This is a genomic window from Nocardia sp. NPDC059240, from assembly GCF_042753865.1.
GTDB lineage: Bacteria > Actinomycetota > Actinomycetes > Mycobacteriales > Mycobacteriaceae > Nocardia.
Window position 1 is genome coordinate 127844 of sequence record NZ_JBHZAC010000007.1, and the last position, 17690, is coordinate 145533.

Here is a 17690-nt window from a genome sequence, read left to right on the forward strand (position 1 = left end):
TTTGGGGCTGTTTTGCGATTCTGCCGTAATGGCATTGCCAACTTTCGCTCGCTGGAGTGTGCTTGAACTGCTTCCGGAGCACTTGCTGAGAGGGCTAATCCGAAACATTCTGGGAGGTTCGTAATGCATTGGGATACATGGGCTCTGCTGTCGATTCTCGGACTCTGTCTGGTCGTCATCGCGTGGGCAGTGTGGGGCTTTTACCGTGAAACGCACCCACACGGTGCGCGGTCGTACAGAGGGCGTCACCAGACAGCCATCGAGCGCCCGAAGCGGCTGGATCACATCATCTTTGGCTCGCTGCCGACACGGAGGGTGACGGCGTGACCACGGCCGAGTTCGCCGTGTTGGCCGTACTGAGTGCGGCGGATCGGTTGAGTGTGGAGGAGATTCGGGGTGGGGCGGGGCTCGGTGGGTGGAGTGCGCGGAATGCACTGGTTCGGTTGCGGGCTCGGGGGCTGGTGGTTGCGTGTGTCGACCGCGGGCGCTGGAGGATCAGCGACCGCGGTCGGCTGGCCGTTGCTGCCAAGCGGAGGCAGTTCGGGTGCTAGGCGGGGGCGGGGGTGGGGGTGGGTGCGCCGAACCAGCGGTGGAGGGCGGCGCGGAGGGGGGTGTGGTCGGACGGGGTGAAATCGTCGGTGGCCCAGGCTATGTAGCCGTCGGGGCGGATGAGGAGGGCGGCGGCGGGCGGTTGGGGGCTTGTCGCCCGTGTCACGGTGACGCGGTCGGTCCAGTCTGCTGCGATGGTGGCGAGATCGGCGGCAGCGTCGAAGGTGAGGAGGAGGGGGCGGGCGGGGTGTAGGAGTTCCGCAATTCGGGTTGGGCCGCTTTCGGTTTCGACTTCACTGTCTGGGAAGAAGTGGCCGGACAGTGGGTGGTTGTCGCCGACGTTGTAGCGGATGTCGGAGCCTGCCAGCAGGTTGGCGATGTGGGATGTTACGGCCGGCAGGTGCATCAGTTCGCCGAAAAGGGTTCGGAGGGCGGTGATTTCCGGGTCGGGGGAGACCAGGGCTGCTTGGGAGAGGGTGTACATCATGACGCGTTCGGCTACCGGGTGGCGTTCGGATTCGTAGGTGTCGAGCAGGCCTTCGGGGGCCCAGCCGCGCAATTCGGCGGCCAGCTTCCAGCCGAGGTTGACGGTGTCTTGTAGGCCCAGATTCAGTCCGGGGCCGCCCATGGCGGAATGGACGTGGGCGGCGTCGCCGAGCAGGAAGATATTGCCGCTGCGGTAGTGCTCGGCGACCCGGGTGTTCTGACCGATGGTGCGGCGCAGGTTGTGGGGTCCGGGCCAGGTCGGCGGGGTGAGGGGGAGTGTGGTGCCGAGGACGCGTTCGACACTGTCCTGGAGCTCCTGCAAGGTCATGGGTGTCTCGTCGGAATACTGTTCGCCGCCTTCGAATTCGACGGTTCCCACGAGTGGTCGGTCCGCCTGCAGCTCGGCATAGACGAAGATGCCGCGCTCGAGCCGGTGGTGGCCCAGGCCGAAGGTGCCCACGCCCGGGATCTCGATCCGGCCGTCACCGGTACGCAGTTCGCCGGGAACGGTGACGTGGCCGGTTCGAGCGACGTGCCCGTCGGAGGTGACGCCGGGGAACTCGATGCCGGTTCGCTTGCGTACCAGGCTCTTTCCGCCATCGGCTCCGACCAGGAAGCGGGTCGTCAGCCGGTAGACCCCGTCGGGGCCGGATACCGCGACCGTCACCCCGTCCGCGGTGGGCTCGATCTCGGTCAGCCCGTGTCCCCAGCGCAGATCCACGCCGAGATCGATGGCGCGCTTGGTGAGGATCTCCACCATCTCCGGCTGCGGCTTGAGCACCAGATGCACCGGATTCGGTTGCACCGCAGTCAGATCCAGCGGCATTCCGCCGAAGATGTACCGCGGCACCGGGACCGGAGCGCCGGTGTTACCGCTGAATGATTCGTAGAGGCCGCGCATGTCGAGTACCCGGGCGACCTGCCCGGCCAATCCATTGGCCTTCGGCTCGAGGCTGGGCGCGGGTAGTAGGTCCAGCACGATCGGCCGGAGTCCGGCCAGGGCCAGTTCGCAGGCGAGCAGGAGTCCGTTCGGCCCGGCTCCGGCGATGACGATGTCGGTGGTTGCGATGTTTTCGGGCATGGCAAATAGACCTCTTGTCAGCGAGGGTTTTTCGGGATTGCCGACGTAGCGGCGCTGCTACGCCGGTGGTTCGGGCAGACCCGCTTCGAGGGCTGCCAGGGCCTGCCGGAGCAGGTCGGTGACGGGTACCGGCGGGTCCGCGCGCACATAGGCCTCGAGGGCGGCGTGCTGTGCGGTGAGCATCATGCCCACCACCAGGCGCGGATACATGGATCGCTCCGGATCGGTGCCGGTGCGTGCGGCGATGGCGGCGATCAGATCGTCCTCCACGCCCCGCGACAACATGGCCCGCATCTCTGGCGCGGCGAGCAGTTTCTTCGACTCGTCGAGTTGCCTGCGGGTCGGGATACCCGCGTTCGGCGCGCCCACGTGTTCGGATTCGAGTGGCTCGACGAGTGCGGCCGTAATCGCCTGCCACAGTGGCGCATCTGCCGGATAGGCGCCCAATATCTCGACACCCCGCCGGACGCGGTCGAGCTGCCGGTAGGCGAGTGCGTCGTACTTACCGGTGAAGTAGTTGTTGAAGGTGCGGATGGAGACTCCGGCGCGCGCGGCGATGTCCTCGCGCGTCACGTTCTCCAACCCGAGTTCGAACATCAGCTCGAGGGCCGCGTCGCTCAAAGCCCTTCTGGTGTCGGCCTTCTTGCGCTCGCGGAGTCCGAGTTGCTGTTCTTCGGGCATGAACCCAGTATGCGCAAAAAGTGCCCAGCGGGCAATGTTTCCCGCTGGGCAATTTTCGGCCTATTCGGAGAGCAGCTGCTCGACCACCCACTCCGCCGCATCGGGCTGCATCGGCAGCGCCGCGTGACTGGCCACTCCCGCACGCGGATACAGATCCTCGAAGTAGTCGTTGACCACGCCCGGCTCCTCGATGAACGAGGCCACCCCCGGCGGCGTCAGCACCTGATCCCCGCGCGTGGCCAGCACCGAGTACGACACCTCCGGCACGGTGACCCCGCCCGCGAGCAGCTCCGTCGTGACCGTCGACCCGGCCAGACAGTCGAGCGCACCTCGCACCCCGCGAAAAACGGTGTCACGCAACGGATTCGTCGCATCGTTCAACACGCCCGCCAAGCCTTCGGGTGACCCGGGCAGATCCAGCCCCCCGATCAGGGTCGCGGCCGTAGTCCCCTTGGTCACCGGCGCGAGATACACCGCCCGATCCACCGACGAACCCCCGTGCAGGAACTTCAGGTAGTAGTTCGCGATCAGCGCCCCCGAGGAATGCGCGACGATATCGACCTTCGCGGCCCCCGTCGCCGCCCGCACCTTCGCCACGAAATCCCGCAGCTGTCCGGCAGACTCCGACACCGGCGCGGCCGCCTGCATCGGCCCGATGATCCCGTATCCGAAGATGAACGGGCAGCCCCCGATGCCCCGAATCCCACCCGTGATCCCCGCCATCTGCTTTTCCAGCGTCGCGCGAATATCCCCCACCGCCCCGAAGCCCCCGAGTATCACCACCGGATTGGGTTGCTCCGGATCCGGCGTGCAGTCCAGCGTCGGCTCGAGCGTCCCGGCAGTCGGCTGGTCGGCCGGAGCGATCTCCGGCATCGCCGCCGCGGGTGTCGCGCCCAGCAGGAGTAGTGCCGCCACCACCGCCGTCCCCGCCTGCACACGCCATCTTCGCCACTGTCTGCCCGCCGGTATCGCATTCGTCACCGAAATAGTTCGGACGCCGGCGGCGTTTGGACGACCGATTCAGCGTGTCGGCGGCGTGGCATACGCTCCGGTTGATCGGAAGGAGCGGGGTGTGAGCAAGCGCGGCTGGTTGTTGTTCCTGGGCATGGGCGTGATCTGGGGTGTCCCGTACGCCATGATCCGGGTGGCGGTCCGGGAATTCGACCCGGTGTTCGTGGCCTGCGGCCGCACCCTGCTCGGCGCGCTGGTGCTGCTGCCGATCGCCCTGTACATGAGGGTCCTGGCTCCCGCGCTGCGGCAATGGCGCTGGCTGCTGGTGTACACGCTGGTGGAGATCACCGGCCCGTGGCTGCTCATCGGCCACGCCGAAACCAAGCTGACCAGTTCGACGGTCGGCCTGCTCATCGCCGCGGTGCCGCTGATCGCGATCGTGCTCACCACGCGGATGGGCCACGAGCGCCTGGACATGCGCCGCATCCTCGGCCTGGTGATCGGTTTCGCGGGTGTCACCGCCCTGGTCGGTCTGGACATCGACGTCTCGAATCTGGGCGCGATGGCGGCCATCGGCGTCAGCGTCATCGGTTACGCGCTGGGCCCGATCATCATCGACCGCAAGCTGAAGGAACTGCCGCCGATCGGCGTGGTGACCGGCTCGCTGATCTTCGCCGCCGCCATCTACCTGCCGTTCGCGCTGTGGCGCATGCCTTCCCACTACACCGCCGCCCCGACCTGGTCGGTGGTCGGGCTCGGCCTGATCTGCACCGCGCTGGCCTTCGTGGTCTTCTTCGCGCTGATCGGTGAGGTCGGCCCGTCGCGTGCCACCGTCATCACCTACATCAATCCGGCGGTGGCCCTGCTGATCGGCGTCTCGCTGCTGAACGAGCCGCTCACCGCGGGCATGGCGATCGGCTTCCCGCTGGTGATCATCGGCTCGATCGTGGGTACCGCCCGCACCAAGACCGAGGCGAAGGAACCGGCCCCGGCCTAACCCCGATCAGCCTTGCGCTGCTTGCGGGTTCGGTCGCTGCGCTCGATGCGCGGATCCTCGGCGACGTCATAGCGTTTGACGTACTCGCCGAGGAACGCCTGCAGGGTGGCGGTGGCCGGAATGGCCAGCAGCGCCCCCACCGCCCCCAGCAGCGCCCCGCCCACGATGACCGACAGCAGCGCGACCGCCGGATTCACGTCCACGGTCTTGGCGGTGATCCGCGGCTGCAGCACGTAATCCTGGATCCACTGGTACACCACCACGAAGATGACGATCCACACCGCGTCGATCGGCCGGATCGTCAAGGCCACCAGAATCGGCAGCGTCCCAGCGATATACGTGCCGATGGTCGGCACGAACGAGGCCACCACGCCGAACCAGATCCCCAGCGCCAGCGCGTTGGGCAGTCCCAGCACCGCCAGGAAGGCCCAGTGCGCGACGGCAGAGATGACCGCCAGCAGTGCCCGTGAGTACAGGTAGCCGCCGGTCTTGTCGATGGCCAGATCCCAAGCGTGCAGCACCGCACCCTGTTTCGCGGGCGGCAGCAGGGTGCACAGCGCGCGCCGCAGCTTGGGCCCGTCGGCGGTCATGTAGACGCTGAACAATGCGATGGTGACGAACTTGGCCAGCCCGCCGAGCACCGTGCTCGACAGCCCCCACACGTTGTTCGCGGCGCGCGCGGCATACGAGCTGATGATGTCGGAGTCCTTGAACAGTCGATCCCGGAGCTGATCCAAGGTGAATTTCTGGTGGAAGGTGGAGTTGATCCAGTTGACCAGTTCGTCGATCAGCCGCGGCAGCTCGCTGACCACATTGGCGACCGTTTCGACCATCAGGACGCCGAGCGTGGCGAGGAAGCCTGCGGTGCAGGCGAAGACGACGATGAACACGACCGCGGTGGCCAATCCTCGGTTGATGCCGCGCGCGGCCATCCCGTCCACCGCCGGTTCCATGGCCAGTGAGACGAAAAACGCGACAGTCATCATGACAGCGATGCCGATGAGCTGGTGGGCGGCCCAATTGGCCAGTTCGAACAGTCCGAGCAGGGCCAGCGCGAGCATCATGGCACGGGGTAGCCAGGCCGGCATGTGAGCCCGGTCCGGTGCATCGCTGCTGCTGGGGTTGTCCGTCGCCTCGGTGTTCTGCTCGGCGGCAGGGTTTTCGGCGGCCACGGGGCCAGTCTCGTGCACGGTCGCGGGTTTCCCGGCGCGACGCACCGGCGTGTATGAAATGTACAAATCCGGTCGGTCTGTTTTTAGTGAACGAAAAGAACCGAGAGTCATTCGCAGAGAAAGGTTTTGCCGCGATAGTGTGCAGGTATGTCGGTGGGCGGCCAAGATATGCGAGTGCGCACGAAATTCTCCAGCGAACTGATGGCGCTGACCGATGAGCTCGCGCATATGGCGAGACTGACGCATGAAGCTTCGGAGCGGGCCGCGGCCGCGCTCATGAGCAGCGACCTGACCGCTGCGTACGAGGTGTTCGCGCTCGAGGAGAAGGTGGAGATCGAGCACGCCAAATGTGAGGACCGGTCGGTCATCCTGCTGGCCCTGGAGGCCCCGGTCGCCCGCGACCTGCGCCACGTGGTGACCGCCATGCAGATCGCCGATGACCTGCTCGCGGTCAGCCGGGCCCTGAGCCGGGTGGCCGACGTGGTGGTGCGCCGCTACCCGAACCCGGCCGCCCCGCCGCACGTGATCGCCCTGCTCGCGGAATTCTCCGGCGCGGTCACCCATCTCATCGACAGCGCGGTGAGAGTCATTGCGGCGCAGAACCCGCCGCGTGACCGGGTCCTGGTGCCGCGCGACGAGAACGTGGAGAGACTGCGCGCGCAACTGGTCGAGCTGGCCGCCGACGACAGCTGGGAACACGGCTCGGCCATGGCCATCGATATCGCGCTGCTGGCCTACCACTTCGAGCGCGGAGCCGACCACTGTGTCCGTATCGGCCGGCTCATTCGCTTCTTCCACACCGGCATTCCGCTCTACGCGCAAACGGAGGCGTAACCACCCCTTGTGTCAGGGGCCCGATCGGCGGGAGTAAGCTGCCCGAATTGCTTCATGGCGAGGTCTTTTCGAGTAGCACCGCACGTACGGCAAGCCGAAATCCGACAAGGGCCCCAAACATGACCTATAGCTCTACCCAGACGAAGGTGGCAGCGCCGGTTCGCGTAGAGCCTGCCCCCGTCACGGCCGAGAATTTCGCCGAAAGAACGCTCTCGCACCGCCAGATCATGACCATTTTGTCCGGCCTGCTGCTGGGCGTCTTCCTGGCGGCGCTGGACCAGAACATCGTCAGCGTGGCGATCGTCCGCATCGCCAACAGCCTGCACGGCTTCGACAAACAGGCGTGGGCCACCACCGCCTACCTCATCACCGCCACCATCAGCACGCCGCTCTACGGCAAGCTCGCCGACATCTACGGCCGAAAACCCCTCTATCTCATCGCCATCGGCGTCTTCGTGCTCGGTTCGGTGTGCTGCACCTTCGCCACCTCCATGTACCAGCTCGCGGGCTTCCGTGCGCTGCAGGGCGTGGGTGCGGGCGGGCTGATGTCGCTGGCCTTCACCATCATCGGCGATATCGTGCCGCCCCGCGAAAGAGTCCGATACCAGGGCTATTTCATGATGGTCTTCGGCATCGCCACCGTGCTGGGACCGATCCTGGGCGGTTTCTTCTCCAATGCCGACCACATTCTGCGACTCTCGGGTTGGCGCTGGGTGTTCCTGGTGAACGTACCCGTCGGGGTGCTGGCGCTGCTGGTGGTCGGCAAGGTGCTCGACCTGCCGCAGCAGCGCCGGCGGCAGCGCACCGACTGGCTGGGCGCGATATCCCTTGCCGCAGCGACAGTTCCGCTGCTGGTCGTCGCCCAGCAGGGTCGCGAGTGGGGCTGGCATTCCCATCGTGCGCTGCTCTGCTACGGCATCGCCGCGGCCGGGCTGGTGGCGTTTCTGCTCGTCGAGTTCCTGATGCGCGACGCCGCGCTGATTCCCTTGCGGCTGTTCCGCAATCCCACTTTCAGCATCACCATCCTCGGCGGCTTCATCGTCGGTGTCGCCATGTTCGGCGCGATCGTGCTGGTGCCGCTGTACTTCCAGGTGGTGCGCGGGTATTCGCCCACCCGCTCAGGGCTTTTCATGCTGCCGCTGGTGCTGGGCATCATGATCGGCTCGCAATTGTCCGGGCTCATCACCAAATTCACCGGCCGCTACAAAGCGCTGCCGGTGCTGGGCTCGCTGGTGATCGCCGCCGGGTCGGTGCTGTTCGCGCTCGTGCACTACGACAGCCCGCTGTGGCTGCCACTGTTGTACTGCGGCATCATCGGTTTCGGGCTCGGCGGCTGCATGCAGACGCTCATCATCGCCGCCCAGAACGCGGGCCCGCGCGCCGATATGGGCGTCTCCACCGCGACGGCCACCTTCTTCCGGCAGATGGGCGGCACCCTCGGGGTTGCGGTCTTCCTGACCATCCTGTTCAACCTGTTGCCGCACAAGATCATCGCGGCCTTCGGCGGACAGCTGCCGCCTGGGTTCGATGCCGCGCAGCTGGGCAAGATCCAGAGCAGTACCGGCGAGATCGCGGCCTTGCCGGATCAGCTGCGCATCCCCATCCTGACCGGTTTCACCCATGCCATGGGCGGCGTCTTCTTCACCGCCGCCGCGGTGGCGGTGGTGGCGGCTCTGGTGCTGTCGTTCATGAAAGAGATTCCGCTGCAGGATGTTCCGATGCCGGTCGTCGAGGAGACGATCGAACCGGAACCCGAACTCGAGCCGGAGCCGGAGTTCCACATCGTCGAGCCGACCGGGCTGTCGGTGTCGGGCTGCGTGCACCGCGAGGACGGCCAGTCGGTGCCCGACACCGTGCTCACGCTCATCGATCAACGCGGACGCCAGGTTTCGCGGGCGCTCGGCGAACCCGACGGCGGCTACCTCATCGGCGTGCCGCGCGCGGGCGGCTACGTGCTGATCGTGTCGGCCTACGGTTACCAGCCCGCCGCGGTCACCCTCACCGTCGGCAGCCGCCCACAACAACTCGATGTGGCGCTGCTCGGCTCCGGCGAGGTGTCGGGGACGGTGCGGGCGGTGGGACGCGGTGCGCCGCTGCGCGATGCGACCATCACCCTGACCGACACCTTCGGCGATGTGGTCGGCTCGGCCATCACCTCCGCGGACGGCGACTTCATCTGCCGCGGCGTGCTGGCGGGCACCTACACCCTGGTCGCGGTCGCCGACCACATGCGGCCGACCGCCGTCAGCCTGACGGTGCCCGACAGCGGAATGCTGCGCCACGACATCGAACTGGCCCCGCGCGCGGTGCTGGCCGGATCGGCGTGCAACGAGCGCGGCGACGGCGTGCCCGACGCGCAGATCACCGTGCTGGACGAGGCGGGTGATCTGATCGCGGTCACCCGCACCGACGGCGCGGGCCGCTATGTGGTGCCGGATCTGTCCGAAGGGCGCTACACCGTGATGGCGCGCGGGTATCCGGCGGCGTTCAGCCGGGTGACCGTGTCCGAGGGGGAGGTCGACCACGACGTGCTGCTCGGCTACGAACGGGTGGAGTCGAACTACGAGCGGATGGAGTCGGACGCTCGGGTGGAGTCGGCGGATCGGGTGTGACAGATGGTCTGCCGTCCAGTTTTGTTTCGGTTTCGGGGAGCGGATAGGTCGCACAGCTGTTAGGTTTCCGCGGGAAAACAGTCCGACATTCGGTATTGGGCTGGTTCAAGGGGAAGAACACAGATGAAGACCTCGCGTGTACTGCTGACCGCCGCCCTCGCCGCCGTCCTACCGGCCGCAGCTGCCCAGGCCGCCCCGCCGTCCCCGGACACCGGTGCCGTCAACGAATATGTGGCCCTCGGTGATTCGTGGGCGGCGGACGCCACCCTGAGCCAACTGACCACCGCCTTCACACCCCTGCCCTGTGTGCAGAGCGCCCACAACTACGCCAAACAGGTCGCCGCCGCGCTCAACGTTCCCACCTTCCGCGACGCCACCTGCGGCGGCGCGGTCACCGCGAACATGACCCAGCCGCAGCACACCGGGCTGGGCGACAACGCACCGCAGTTCGACAGCCTGACCGAGAACACCGACCTGGTCACCCTCGAAATCGGCGGCAACGACGCGGGACTGGCCGCCGCCGTCACCGACTGCGTCACCCTCGACCCGGCGGCCACCCCCTGCCTCGACGAGATGGTCACCGGCGGCGTGGACCGGATGTCGCAGCAGATCGCCGTGGCCGAGAACCGGGTCACCGCCACCATCGCCGGAATCCGCGAGCGCGCACCGCACGCCCGCATCCTGCTGCTGGACTACTTCGAGGGCATCGGCCTCGAAGGCGGCTGCTGGCCGGAGATCCCCATCTCCGATCCGGACGCGGTCTGGCTGGGCCAGAAGCTGTTCGAGCTGCACCAGATGGTCGCCCGGGTGGCCGATGCCACCGGCGTCGAGTTCGTCGACACCTACGACGGCAGCGCGGGCCACGACGCCTGCAAGCCCGTCGGCACCCGCTGGGTGGAGGGGCTGCTGCCGTTCTCGGGCAGCCCGGTCGGATTCGCGGTCCCGTTCCACCCCAACCAGCTCGGCGCGAACTACCAGGCCCGCAAGGTGCTCGAAACCCTCGGGGCCTGAACGGTATTCAGTCGAGCACCCGCCGGGTGATCTCCACCCGGTTGTCGTGGAACACCGCACCGCCGCCGAAGTCCGAATCCCGTTCCGCCACGGTCGCGTTCACCGTCGCGCCGCCGGTGTGCTTGGCCCACCGGCCCTTCGGCGTCGCGGCCACCCCCGGCCGGACCGCATCGGACACCTCGGCGATCGCCTCGAACGAGCCGCGCGCATTGCCGACCGTCACTGCGTCACCGTCGGCGATACCGCGCGCCGCCGCATCGTCGGGATGCAGGGTGACGCGGGGTTCGCCTGCCCGCCGCCGCAATTCGGGATTCGCGCCGAACGTGGTGTTGAGGAAGAAGTGCGAGGCGGCCGAGATGAGCACCAGGCCGTCACCGGGATCGGCGGGCGGGGTGTACCCGGCCAGCGGATCGTGCCCGGCCGCCGCCGCGCGCGGGGAGACGAACCGCAGCTTGTCCTTGGGCACCGGACCCGGCTCGACCTTCAGGAATCCCTCGGTGCGCAGCCGGTCGATGTCGTACTGCTTCAACAGCTGATTCGCCAGCTCCTCGTCGGAGTCGAACAGCGCCGGTTCGGTCAGGCCCATGCGGTGCGCGAGCCGGCGGAAAGTCTCGGTGGTGGGCAGGCATTCGCCGGGCGCGGCCACCGCCGGCTCGTTCCAGACCAGATAGAGATTGCCGTACGCGGCGATCACGTCGAGGTGTTCGGGCTGCATGGTGGCGGGCAGCACGATGTCGGCGTAATCGGCGGTATCGGTCGGAAAATGCTCCAGCACAACGGTGAACAGATCCTCACGCGACAGCCCCTCGATCACCTTGCGCTGGTCCGGATTCGAACCGACCGGATTCGCGGCGATCACGAACAGTGCTTTCACCGGTGGACCGTCGGTGTCCAGCAGGGCTTCTCCCATGCGCGTCATCGACAGCGTCCGCACCGGATTCGGCAGCAGATCGAAGCGCACCAGCGCGGGGACATCGAGCTGGAAGTGCCCGCTGGTCGAATAGTGCAGCCCGCCACCGGGAATCGCCCAGTCCCCGGTCACACCGGGCAGGCAGGCCAGGGTGCGCAGCGCCATGCCGCCGCCCGCGTGCCGCTGAATGCCCTGGGACACCCGAACAGCGGTCGGCCGGGTGTGGGCGATGCGCTCACCGAGCGCCACGATGTCGGCCACCGGCAGCCCGGTGATCGCCGCGGTCCGTTCCGGCGTGTACTCCTCGATGCGGGAGCGGAATTCGTCCCAGCCCTCGGTGTGCGCGGCCAAATAGGCACCGTCGTGCGCACCCAGTGACACGATGACATGCATGAGTCCCAGCGCCAGCGCCGCATCGGTGCCCGGCAGCGGCGCGAGATGTTCGTCGCAGCGCTCGGCGGTGCGGGTGCGCACCGGATCGATGGCCACCGTGTACGCGCCGCTGTCCTGGATGAACTTCCAGACGTGATGCCCGGAGCTGAGCGGATTGGTGCCCCACAACAGGATCAGCTTCGACTGCGCCAGGTCCTCGGGATCCATGCCGCCCGCGGTACCGAGGGTGTAGTTCAGCCCCGTGCTGCCCGCGATCGAGCAGATGGTCGGATCGTGCAGGGACGCGCCGAGCGCATTGAAGAAACGCCGCCCGGAAAAGCCTTCCAGCCCTTGCAGGTAACCCAGGCTGCCGGTGCCGTGGAACGGCCAGATCGCGTCGCCGCCGTGCTCGTCCAGAACGCCGGTGAGCCGGGTCGCGATCTCGTCGAGTGCCTCGTCCCAGCTGATCCGCTCGAACCGGCCCTCACCCTTGCGGCCGACGCGGCGCAGCGGATGAGTGATGCGTTCGGGGGAGTGGACCTGCTCGAGATACCGGTTCACCTTCACGCACAACGCGCCCCGGGTGACCGGATGGTCCTTGTTGCCGCGCAGGCCGACCGCCTTGCCGTCCTGGACGTCCACCACCCAGGAACAACCGTCGGGGCAATCGAGTGGACATGCTCCCAAGACCTTCACAGAATCGATCGTAGGCAAGCGGCCGAAATCGATCGTGGGCAAGCGGCCGGTCGGGCGCGAAAGGCGAGCGTACGGGCACTTTTCCAGCGCGACACGCCTGCCGCGTCATGTGACGACACGCTGATGTGCTGCGGTAGTCTCGGCCGGCGGCCACTCAGCCGCAACAGGGTTGCGGGGGCGGAAGTGCGCGGTGGAATGGGAGCTTCATGATCACCCCCGGCCGAGGGCTCGTCGGTGTCGTCACGGGATGCGTGGCGCTGCTGACCGGCTGTGCGCACGGGAGCACCACCGATGCGGCGCATGCCAATCGATCCCACGCCGAGGCCGGCGCCGACACCGGCGAGATGCAGCGCAGCGCCTTCGTCACCGGGTGCACGGGCACCGCGGCGGGCTGGGAGGCGACCGCGGTGGTGAGCAATCGGGATGTGATCGAGCACCGGTACCTCGTGGTGATCAGTTTCATGACGCCGGAGTCCGCGGATCTGGAACGCACCCGCACCGAGGTACTGGTCGCACCGGGTGCCAACCAGGATTTCACCACCGAGACCAGGCTGGATCCGGTGACCCGTCCACAGACCGTCCGGTGTGTGCTGCGTGGGGTGGAACAGCTCTGAACGATGCTCCCGAATCGGGCATCGAGGGTTCGGCCGCTAGCGAAAGTTGCGCGGGGACAGGGGCGGACGCTTAGTATCTGCAGCGCCGGCCATGCTCGGTGGGCCGCACCATTCGGAATAGCTAAACGTTCACTGACCTGCGGGGCGGCGACGGTCAGCATTCGTCAGATGTGGATTTGTCGGTGCCATGGTGCATGCTCTTGGCACGCAGCTGTCCGCCCCGTCCGCCCGGAGTGTCCCATGTCGACCCGTACCAAGCCACAACCCTTGTCGGATACCGAGATTCGGCAGATCGCCGCGGAAATCGACGCGGGCAAGCCGCCGATGGTGTGGTTCACCGCGGCGGCGGTCGGCGTTCCGGAAGGTCGATCCGGCAAGGTGATGTCCCTCGGTGATCCGTCCGAGGGAGATTTCCTGCAGGTGAAGCCGACCGGCTCGAAGGATGTGCTGTCCTTCGGTCCCACCGAGGTGACCCTCACCAAGCCGGGCCGCCAAGTGCAGCCCAAACCGGCCACACCGCCCAAAACGGCCAGTGCGTCATCGGCCGCGACCTCGATCAGGAAGGAATCCACCGTGACGATGCCCTCGTCCGTGACGACGCCGGCCGCTCCGACCACCCCGGCGGCCCCGGAGGCCAAGCCCGAAACCTCGCAGCCTGCTGCGGAATCGGCATCCGAAGCCAAGTCGGCCAAGCCCGCCGCCTCGCGCCCGGCCCGCAATGCCGCCGCCGCTGCCGCGAAGAAGCCCAAGCCCACCGAGGTGACGGTCACCCTCTCCGGCACCGCCGACGGTGAGTGGACCCTCGATGTGGTGAACGGCAAGAAGCGCACCATCAAGGGCCTGCCGGTCTCCAGTTCCGCTGTCGGCCAGGCCGCCAAGCTGCTGCACCCCGAATTCGCCGAGGTCGTGGAGTCCATCCACGAGGCCGTGCGGGTCGCGCAGGAGGCCAAGGTCCAGCAGTTGCAGGCCGAACTTGAGTCGGCCCGTCGGCTACTCGAAGACCTGGCCTGACACCGGCCGTTGATCGGAATCCATCCCGACAGGGTGGATTCCGATCACACCGCGGATTCCCGCTGCCAGGTGCGCGGCCCCGATTCCGGTCGCCCGCGGCGCAGATCCTCGTGGAAGATGTAGCCGAGCGAGTATTCCTTGGCGTGATACATGGCCGAATCCGCTTCGCGCAGTAGCTCGTACACCGTGGTCTCGGTCTCCCGGGGCCGCGTGCAGGCGATGCCGATACTGGCCGCGATGCGCACCTCGGCCGCGCTCAGCTCGAACGGCTCCCCGAGCGTGGCCAGCAGTCGCTCGGCCAGCTGACGGGCCTGCGGCTGGGCCAGCGGGGCCAGCACCACGAATTCGTCACCGCCGTAACGGGCGGCCGCGTCGTCGCGGCGGATCACCCGGCGGATGCGGGCCGCCGCATTGGCGATCAGCTCGTCGCCCACCGCATGCCCGTAGTTGTCGTTGACCCGCTTGAAACCGTCAAGGTCGATGAACAGCAACGCCAAAGGCTGTCCGGCCCAACGCTCCCGATTACGATGCAGCGCCCGCAGCAGGGCGGCGCGGTTCAGGAGTCCGGTCAGCATGTCGTGATCGGCCTGGTACTGCGCGCGCCGTTCGCTGCGGGCGCTGCGTTCGATGGCGCGTTCGCTGCGTAGCAGCACACCGCCTAGTAGGAGCGCGAACAGCGACGACACGATGACGCGGTCCAGGGTGTCCAGGCTCGAGCCCACCACGGGCACCAGCGACGCCACGATCATCACGATGGCGATCATCGAGGCCCGCTGCCGGGACCGGTGCGGATGGATCTCCCGCGGCCCGCCCAGCACCACCATGCTCGGATGCAGCGCGGCCGCGCCGATCAGCGTGAAGCCCAGTTGCAGTGGCAGCAACTGGATCTGGTGGCCGAAGACCGCCGAACCGGCCGATTCCAGGTTGTAGGCCAGATCCCCGGCCAGGATGACCAGCATGGCCAGGTGGACCAGCCGCAGCGAGGTCTCCGAGCGGGCCGCGGTGATCACCGAATGCACGATCACGGTGAGCAGCATGGCGTCCACGATCGGATCCGCGACACAGGTGAGGGTGCTCAGATGGACGTGGTTGGCCATGTGCAGGACCGGAGAGATCAGGAAGGTCCACGACAACAGCAGCGCGCCCAGGCCGATCAGTCCGGAATCCAGCAGCAGATCATGGTCGGTGCTGTTCTGGCGCGGGCGCAACCACAGCACCGCGGCCACCCCGACACAGCAGTAGCCGCTGAGGGTGAACAGGTCATCGAAGGGGTGCCGCTGGGATTCGGAGACGTGCCGCAGCGCGGTGCCGATGGCGAATTGCACGGCGGCCGCGGACAGTAGATACCAGGGCAAGGGATGCCGGGGACGGTATTTGCGGACGCCCATGCCGATCATGGTGAGGCTCAGCGCAACCGAGGCGCAGAGGGTGCCCAGGGCGACGGCTCGGGAGTTGTTCACCAGGGGCAGGCCGAGAATCAGAACGCCGCAGCCGAAGAGTGCGGTGCGCCAGCAGATTCTGTTTCGCCACCGCGTCGTGTCCGGTGACGTCGTGTCTGGAGCAGACTGCTCGGCCGGTTGTGCGTCTGTTCCCACCAGCCCCCCTTATCCGAGCAGTACTCGAAAAGACACCGCCGATCATCAACCGAGTATGTTGCGGTACGAGCATAGGTCCCCGCGGAGTGGTGGCAGAGTGCCCGGTCGAGAAAGGCGCTGCCACTAATTGGGCAACCGGACCGATCATGACACGAAAGCGCCCGCTCCGGAGCGGAGTTCGGCGAACCCGCAGTACCGCGTTCCGCGTGACTCGCTATGCTCCCCGCGGATCGAACCGTACGGCCTGAACGCCTCTGTTCGGCCCCGGGATATCCCGCCGTGAGCACTGCATGTCGCTGTGAATAGGCGTCGACCGCTGGACGAGGATGGGGACATGGCAACGACAGCGGGACGTTGGTGGGCCCCCGGCCGGGTGAACCTCATCGGCGAGCACACCGACTACAACGAGGGCTACGTGCTGCCCCTGGCGCTGCCACTGGGCATGACCTGCACCGCGTCCGCGCGCCCGGATGGCATGGTGCGCCTGCGATCCCGCCAGGCCCCGCTCGACGAGATCGACACCACCACCGCCGCGCTCGCCACCGGCGGCTGGTCCGGACTGCCGGGCTGGACGCACTATCCGCTGGGCGTGATCCGGGAATTCGAACGCCGCGGCCACGAAATCCCCGGCGTGGACCTCGCACTCGACGCCACCGTCCCCATCGGCGCGGGACTGTCCTCCTCGGCGGCGCTGTCGTGCGCGGTGGCGATCGCGCTGCGGGATCTGTTCGCCCGCAGCGTCACCGACGCCGAGATCATCGATATCGCGCGCACCGCCGAGAACGTCTACGTGGGCGTCCCCACCGGCATCCTCGACCAGTCCGCGGCCATGCTGTGCACGGCCGGGCACGTGCTGTTCCTCGATACCCGCACCGGTGCCGCCGAACAGATCCCCTTCGATCTCGACGCGGCCGGCCTGTCGCTGCTGGTGCTCGACACCGGCAGCCCACATCACCTGCGCGACGGCGAGTATGCCCGCCGCCGTGCCGAATGCGCCGCCGCGGCAGCGCGACTGGGCGTCGCGTTCCTGCGCGACCTGACCGATGCCGCCGTCGCCGACCGCCTCGCCGATCCGGTGCTGCGGCGACGCGCCCGGCACGTGATCACCGAAAACGCCCGGGTGCTGCAAATTGCCGAACAATTGCGCGCCGGGGTCGATCCGCGCGGCATCGGTCCCATCCTGACCGCCGGACATGCCTCGCTGCGTGACGATTTCGAGGTTTCGGCCACACCGCTGGATATCGCCGTCGAGGCCGCGCTCGCCGCCGACGCCTACGGTGCCCGTATGACCGGCGGTGGTTTCGGTGGCAGCGTCATCGCCCTGGTCGATCGTGACCGGGTGGATGCGGTGCGGGAGGCGGTCCGGGAGGCATTCGTGGACAAGGGGTTCGACGCGCCCCGCGACTTCACCGTCACCCCGTCCGTCGGTGCGCACCGCCTCTGAAGCTCGAAAGCTCCTGTCCTACACCGCCGCATCGATGAGCGCGACGGCCGCCCGGGTGCACAGTTCCCGCGCGGCCTCCGGCTCCAGCCCGCGCACATCGGTGAGCACGATGAACGCCTCCCAGCCGACGACCAGCGCGATCTGCGACACCAGATTCTCGAAGGCACTGGGGGGCAGCTGATCTCGTAACGGCTCCAGCGCCCATTCGATCCACCGGATGCGCCGGAAGCCGCGGCGCGGCTGACCCTCCTCGGGCGGCGGGGCATCGACGGTCAGCTTCACCAATCGCCTGCCCATCGGCAGGGATCGGCGAATGTCGGAGGTCAGCGCCGCCACCAGAATGCCGATACGCTCGCGCGGGTCGTCGCTGTCGGCCTGCTCGATCGCGGTATCGGCGTCCGCGCTGATCAGCCCCACCGTGGCGTCCAGCAGTAGCTGATCGAGGGTGGGGAAATGCAGATAGACGGTGCGGCGCGCAACCTCGGCCGCCTCCGCGATCTCGTTGATCGAGGGGTTCGTGGCGCCCTGTTCCAGCAGCGACATGGCGGCGTCGACGATGGCCTTGCGGGTGCGCCGACGCTGGGCGACCCGGCCCGGACCGCCCGCCGACGGGGTTTCGTTCACGCGTGACGGCCCTTCCTCGATTCCGGCCTTGACAGTGTTCTCACCGCGAT

The 17690-nt window shown here is 67.5% G+C and carries 14 protein-coding genes; 7 read left to right on the forward strand and 7 right to left on the reverse strand.

What is annotated here, in order from left to right; genetic code table 11:
- Positions 1–547: 547 nt before the first annotated feature.
- From ACFXHA_RS25645 to ACFXHA_RS25655, 3 genes are read right to left on the reverse strand one after another with little or no spacing between them, the layout of a single operon-like run.
- On the reverse strand, positions 548–2116 hold the full coding sequence (locus tag ACFXHA_RS25645; RefSeq protein ID WP_379360950.1) for an FAD-dependent monooxygenase: 1569 nt from the start codon (positions 2114–2116) through the stop codon (positions 548–550).
- Between the two features lie 57 nt (positions 2117–2173).
- The gene (locus ACFXHA_RS25650; protein ID WP_379360952.1) at positions 2174–2797 is read right to left on the reverse strand and encodes a TetR/AcrR family transcriptional regulator; all 624 of its coding nucleotides are present in this window, start codon (positions 2795–2797) and stop codon (positions 2174–2176) included.
- Between the two features lie 60 nt (positions 2798–2857).
- A complete protein-coding gene (locus ACFXHA_RS25655) occupies positions 2858–3733 on the reverse strand; it encodes an esterase/lipase family protein (protein ID WP_379360954.1) in 876 nt (291 codons plus the stop codon).
- Positions 3734–3869: 136 nt separating this feature from the next.
- Between ACFXHA_RS25655 and ACFXHA_RS25660 the strand changes: the two genes are divergently transcribed.
- Positions 3870–4745, forward strand: a complete 876-nt coding sequence (locus tag ACFXHA_RS25660) for a DMT family transporter (RefSeq protein ID WP_379360956.1) — start codon at positions 3870–3872, stop codon at positions 4743–4745.
- Here ACFXHA_RS25660 and ACFXHA_RS25665 read toward each other — a convergent pair.
- Complete coding sequence (locus ACFXHA_RS25665) at positions 4742–5917, reverse strand: AI-2E family transporter (protein WP_379360958.1); 1176 nt, start codon at positions 5915–5917, stop codon at positions 4742–4744. The two genes, ACFXHA_RS25660 and ACFXHA_RS25665, sit on opposite strands and share 4 nt — an antisense overlap.
- 174 nt (positions 5918–6091) lie before the next feature.
- Here ACFXHA_RS25665 and ACFXHA_RS25670 point away from each other — a divergent pair, with 174 nt between their 5' ends.
- From ACFXHA_RS25670 to ACFXHA_RS25680, 3 genes are all read left to right on the forward strand, one after another.
- On the forward strand, positions 6092–6751 hold the full coding sequence (locus ACFXHA_RS25670; RefSeq protein WP_379360960.1) for a phosphate uptake regulator PhoU: 660 nt from the start codon (positions 6092–6094) through the stop codon (positions 6749–6751).
- 119 nt (positions 6752–6870) lie between these two features.
- Positions 6871–9363 (forward strand): MFS transporter, encoded by a 2493-nt coding sequence (locus ACFXHA_RS25675; RefSeq protein ID WP_379360962.1) that lies wholly within the window; start codon positions 6871–6873, stop codon positions 9361–9363.
- Positions 9364–9486: 123 nt separating this feature from the next.
- Positions 9487–10374, forward strand: coding sequence for an SGNH/GDSL hydrolase family protein (locus tag ACFXHA_RS25680; protein ID WP_379360964.1), 888 nt, complete (start codon positions 9487–9489; stop codon positions 10372–10374).
- A gap of 7 nt (positions 10375–10381) precedes the next feature.
- Here the strand turns inward: ACFXHA_RS25680 and ACFXHA_RS25685 are convergent, their stop codons facing one another.
- The gene (locus ACFXHA_RS25685; protein ID WP_379360966.1) at positions 10382–12352 is read right to left on the reverse strand and encodes a molybdopterin-dependent oxidoreductase; all 1971 of its coding nucleotides are present in this window, start codon (positions 12350–12352) and stop codon (positions 10382–10384) included.
- Between the two features lie 206 nt (positions 12353–12558).
- On the opposite strand from ACFXHA_RS25685, the gene ACFXHA_RS25690 reads away from it, so the two are divergent.
- Together ACFXHA_RS25690 and ACFXHA_RS25695 are read left to right on the forward strand one after the other, a co-directional pair.
- Positions 12559–12966 carry a hypothetical protein gene (locus tag ACFXHA_RS25690; RefSeq protein ID WP_379360968.1) on the forward strand — a complete coding sequence of 136 codons (408 nt, stop codon included), beginning with the start codon at positions 12559–12561 and terminating at the stop codon, positions 12964–12966.
- A 240-nt stretch (positions 12967–13206) separates the two neighbouring features.
- Positions 13207–13977: a DUF6319 family protein gene (locus ACFXHA_RS25695; protein ID WP_379360970.1), complete on the forward strand. Its 771-nt coding sequence runs from the start codon at positions 13207–13209 to the stop codon at positions 13975–13977.
- 44 nt (positions 13978–14021) lie between these two features.
- On the opposite strand, the gene ACFXHA_RS25700 is transcribed toward ACFXHA_RS25695, so the two are convergent.
- Entirely contained in the window at positions 14022–15437 is a 1416-nt protein-coding gene (locus tag ACFXHA_RS25700) for a diguanylate cyclase domain-containing protein (RefSeq protein WP_379360972.1), read from the reverse strand.
- Positions 15438–15906: 469 nt separating this feature from the next.
- Here ACFXHA_RS25700 and galK point away from each other — a divergent pair, with 469 nt between their 5' ends.
- Positions 15907–17016, forward strand: a complete 1110-nt coding sequence (galK, locus tag ACFXHA_RS25705) for a galactokinase (RefSeq protein WP_379360974.1) — start codon at positions 15907–15909, stop codon at positions 17014–17016.
- Positions 17017–17034: 18 nt separating this feature from the next.
- Here the strand turns inward: galK and ACFXHA_RS25710 are convergent, their stop codons facing one another.
- A complete protein-coding gene (locus tag ACFXHA_RS25710) occupies positions 17035–17640 on the reverse strand; it encodes a TetR/AcrR family transcriptional regulator (protein WP_379360976.1) in 606 nt (201 codons plus the stop codon).
- Positions 17641–17690 lie beyond the last annotated feature (50 nt).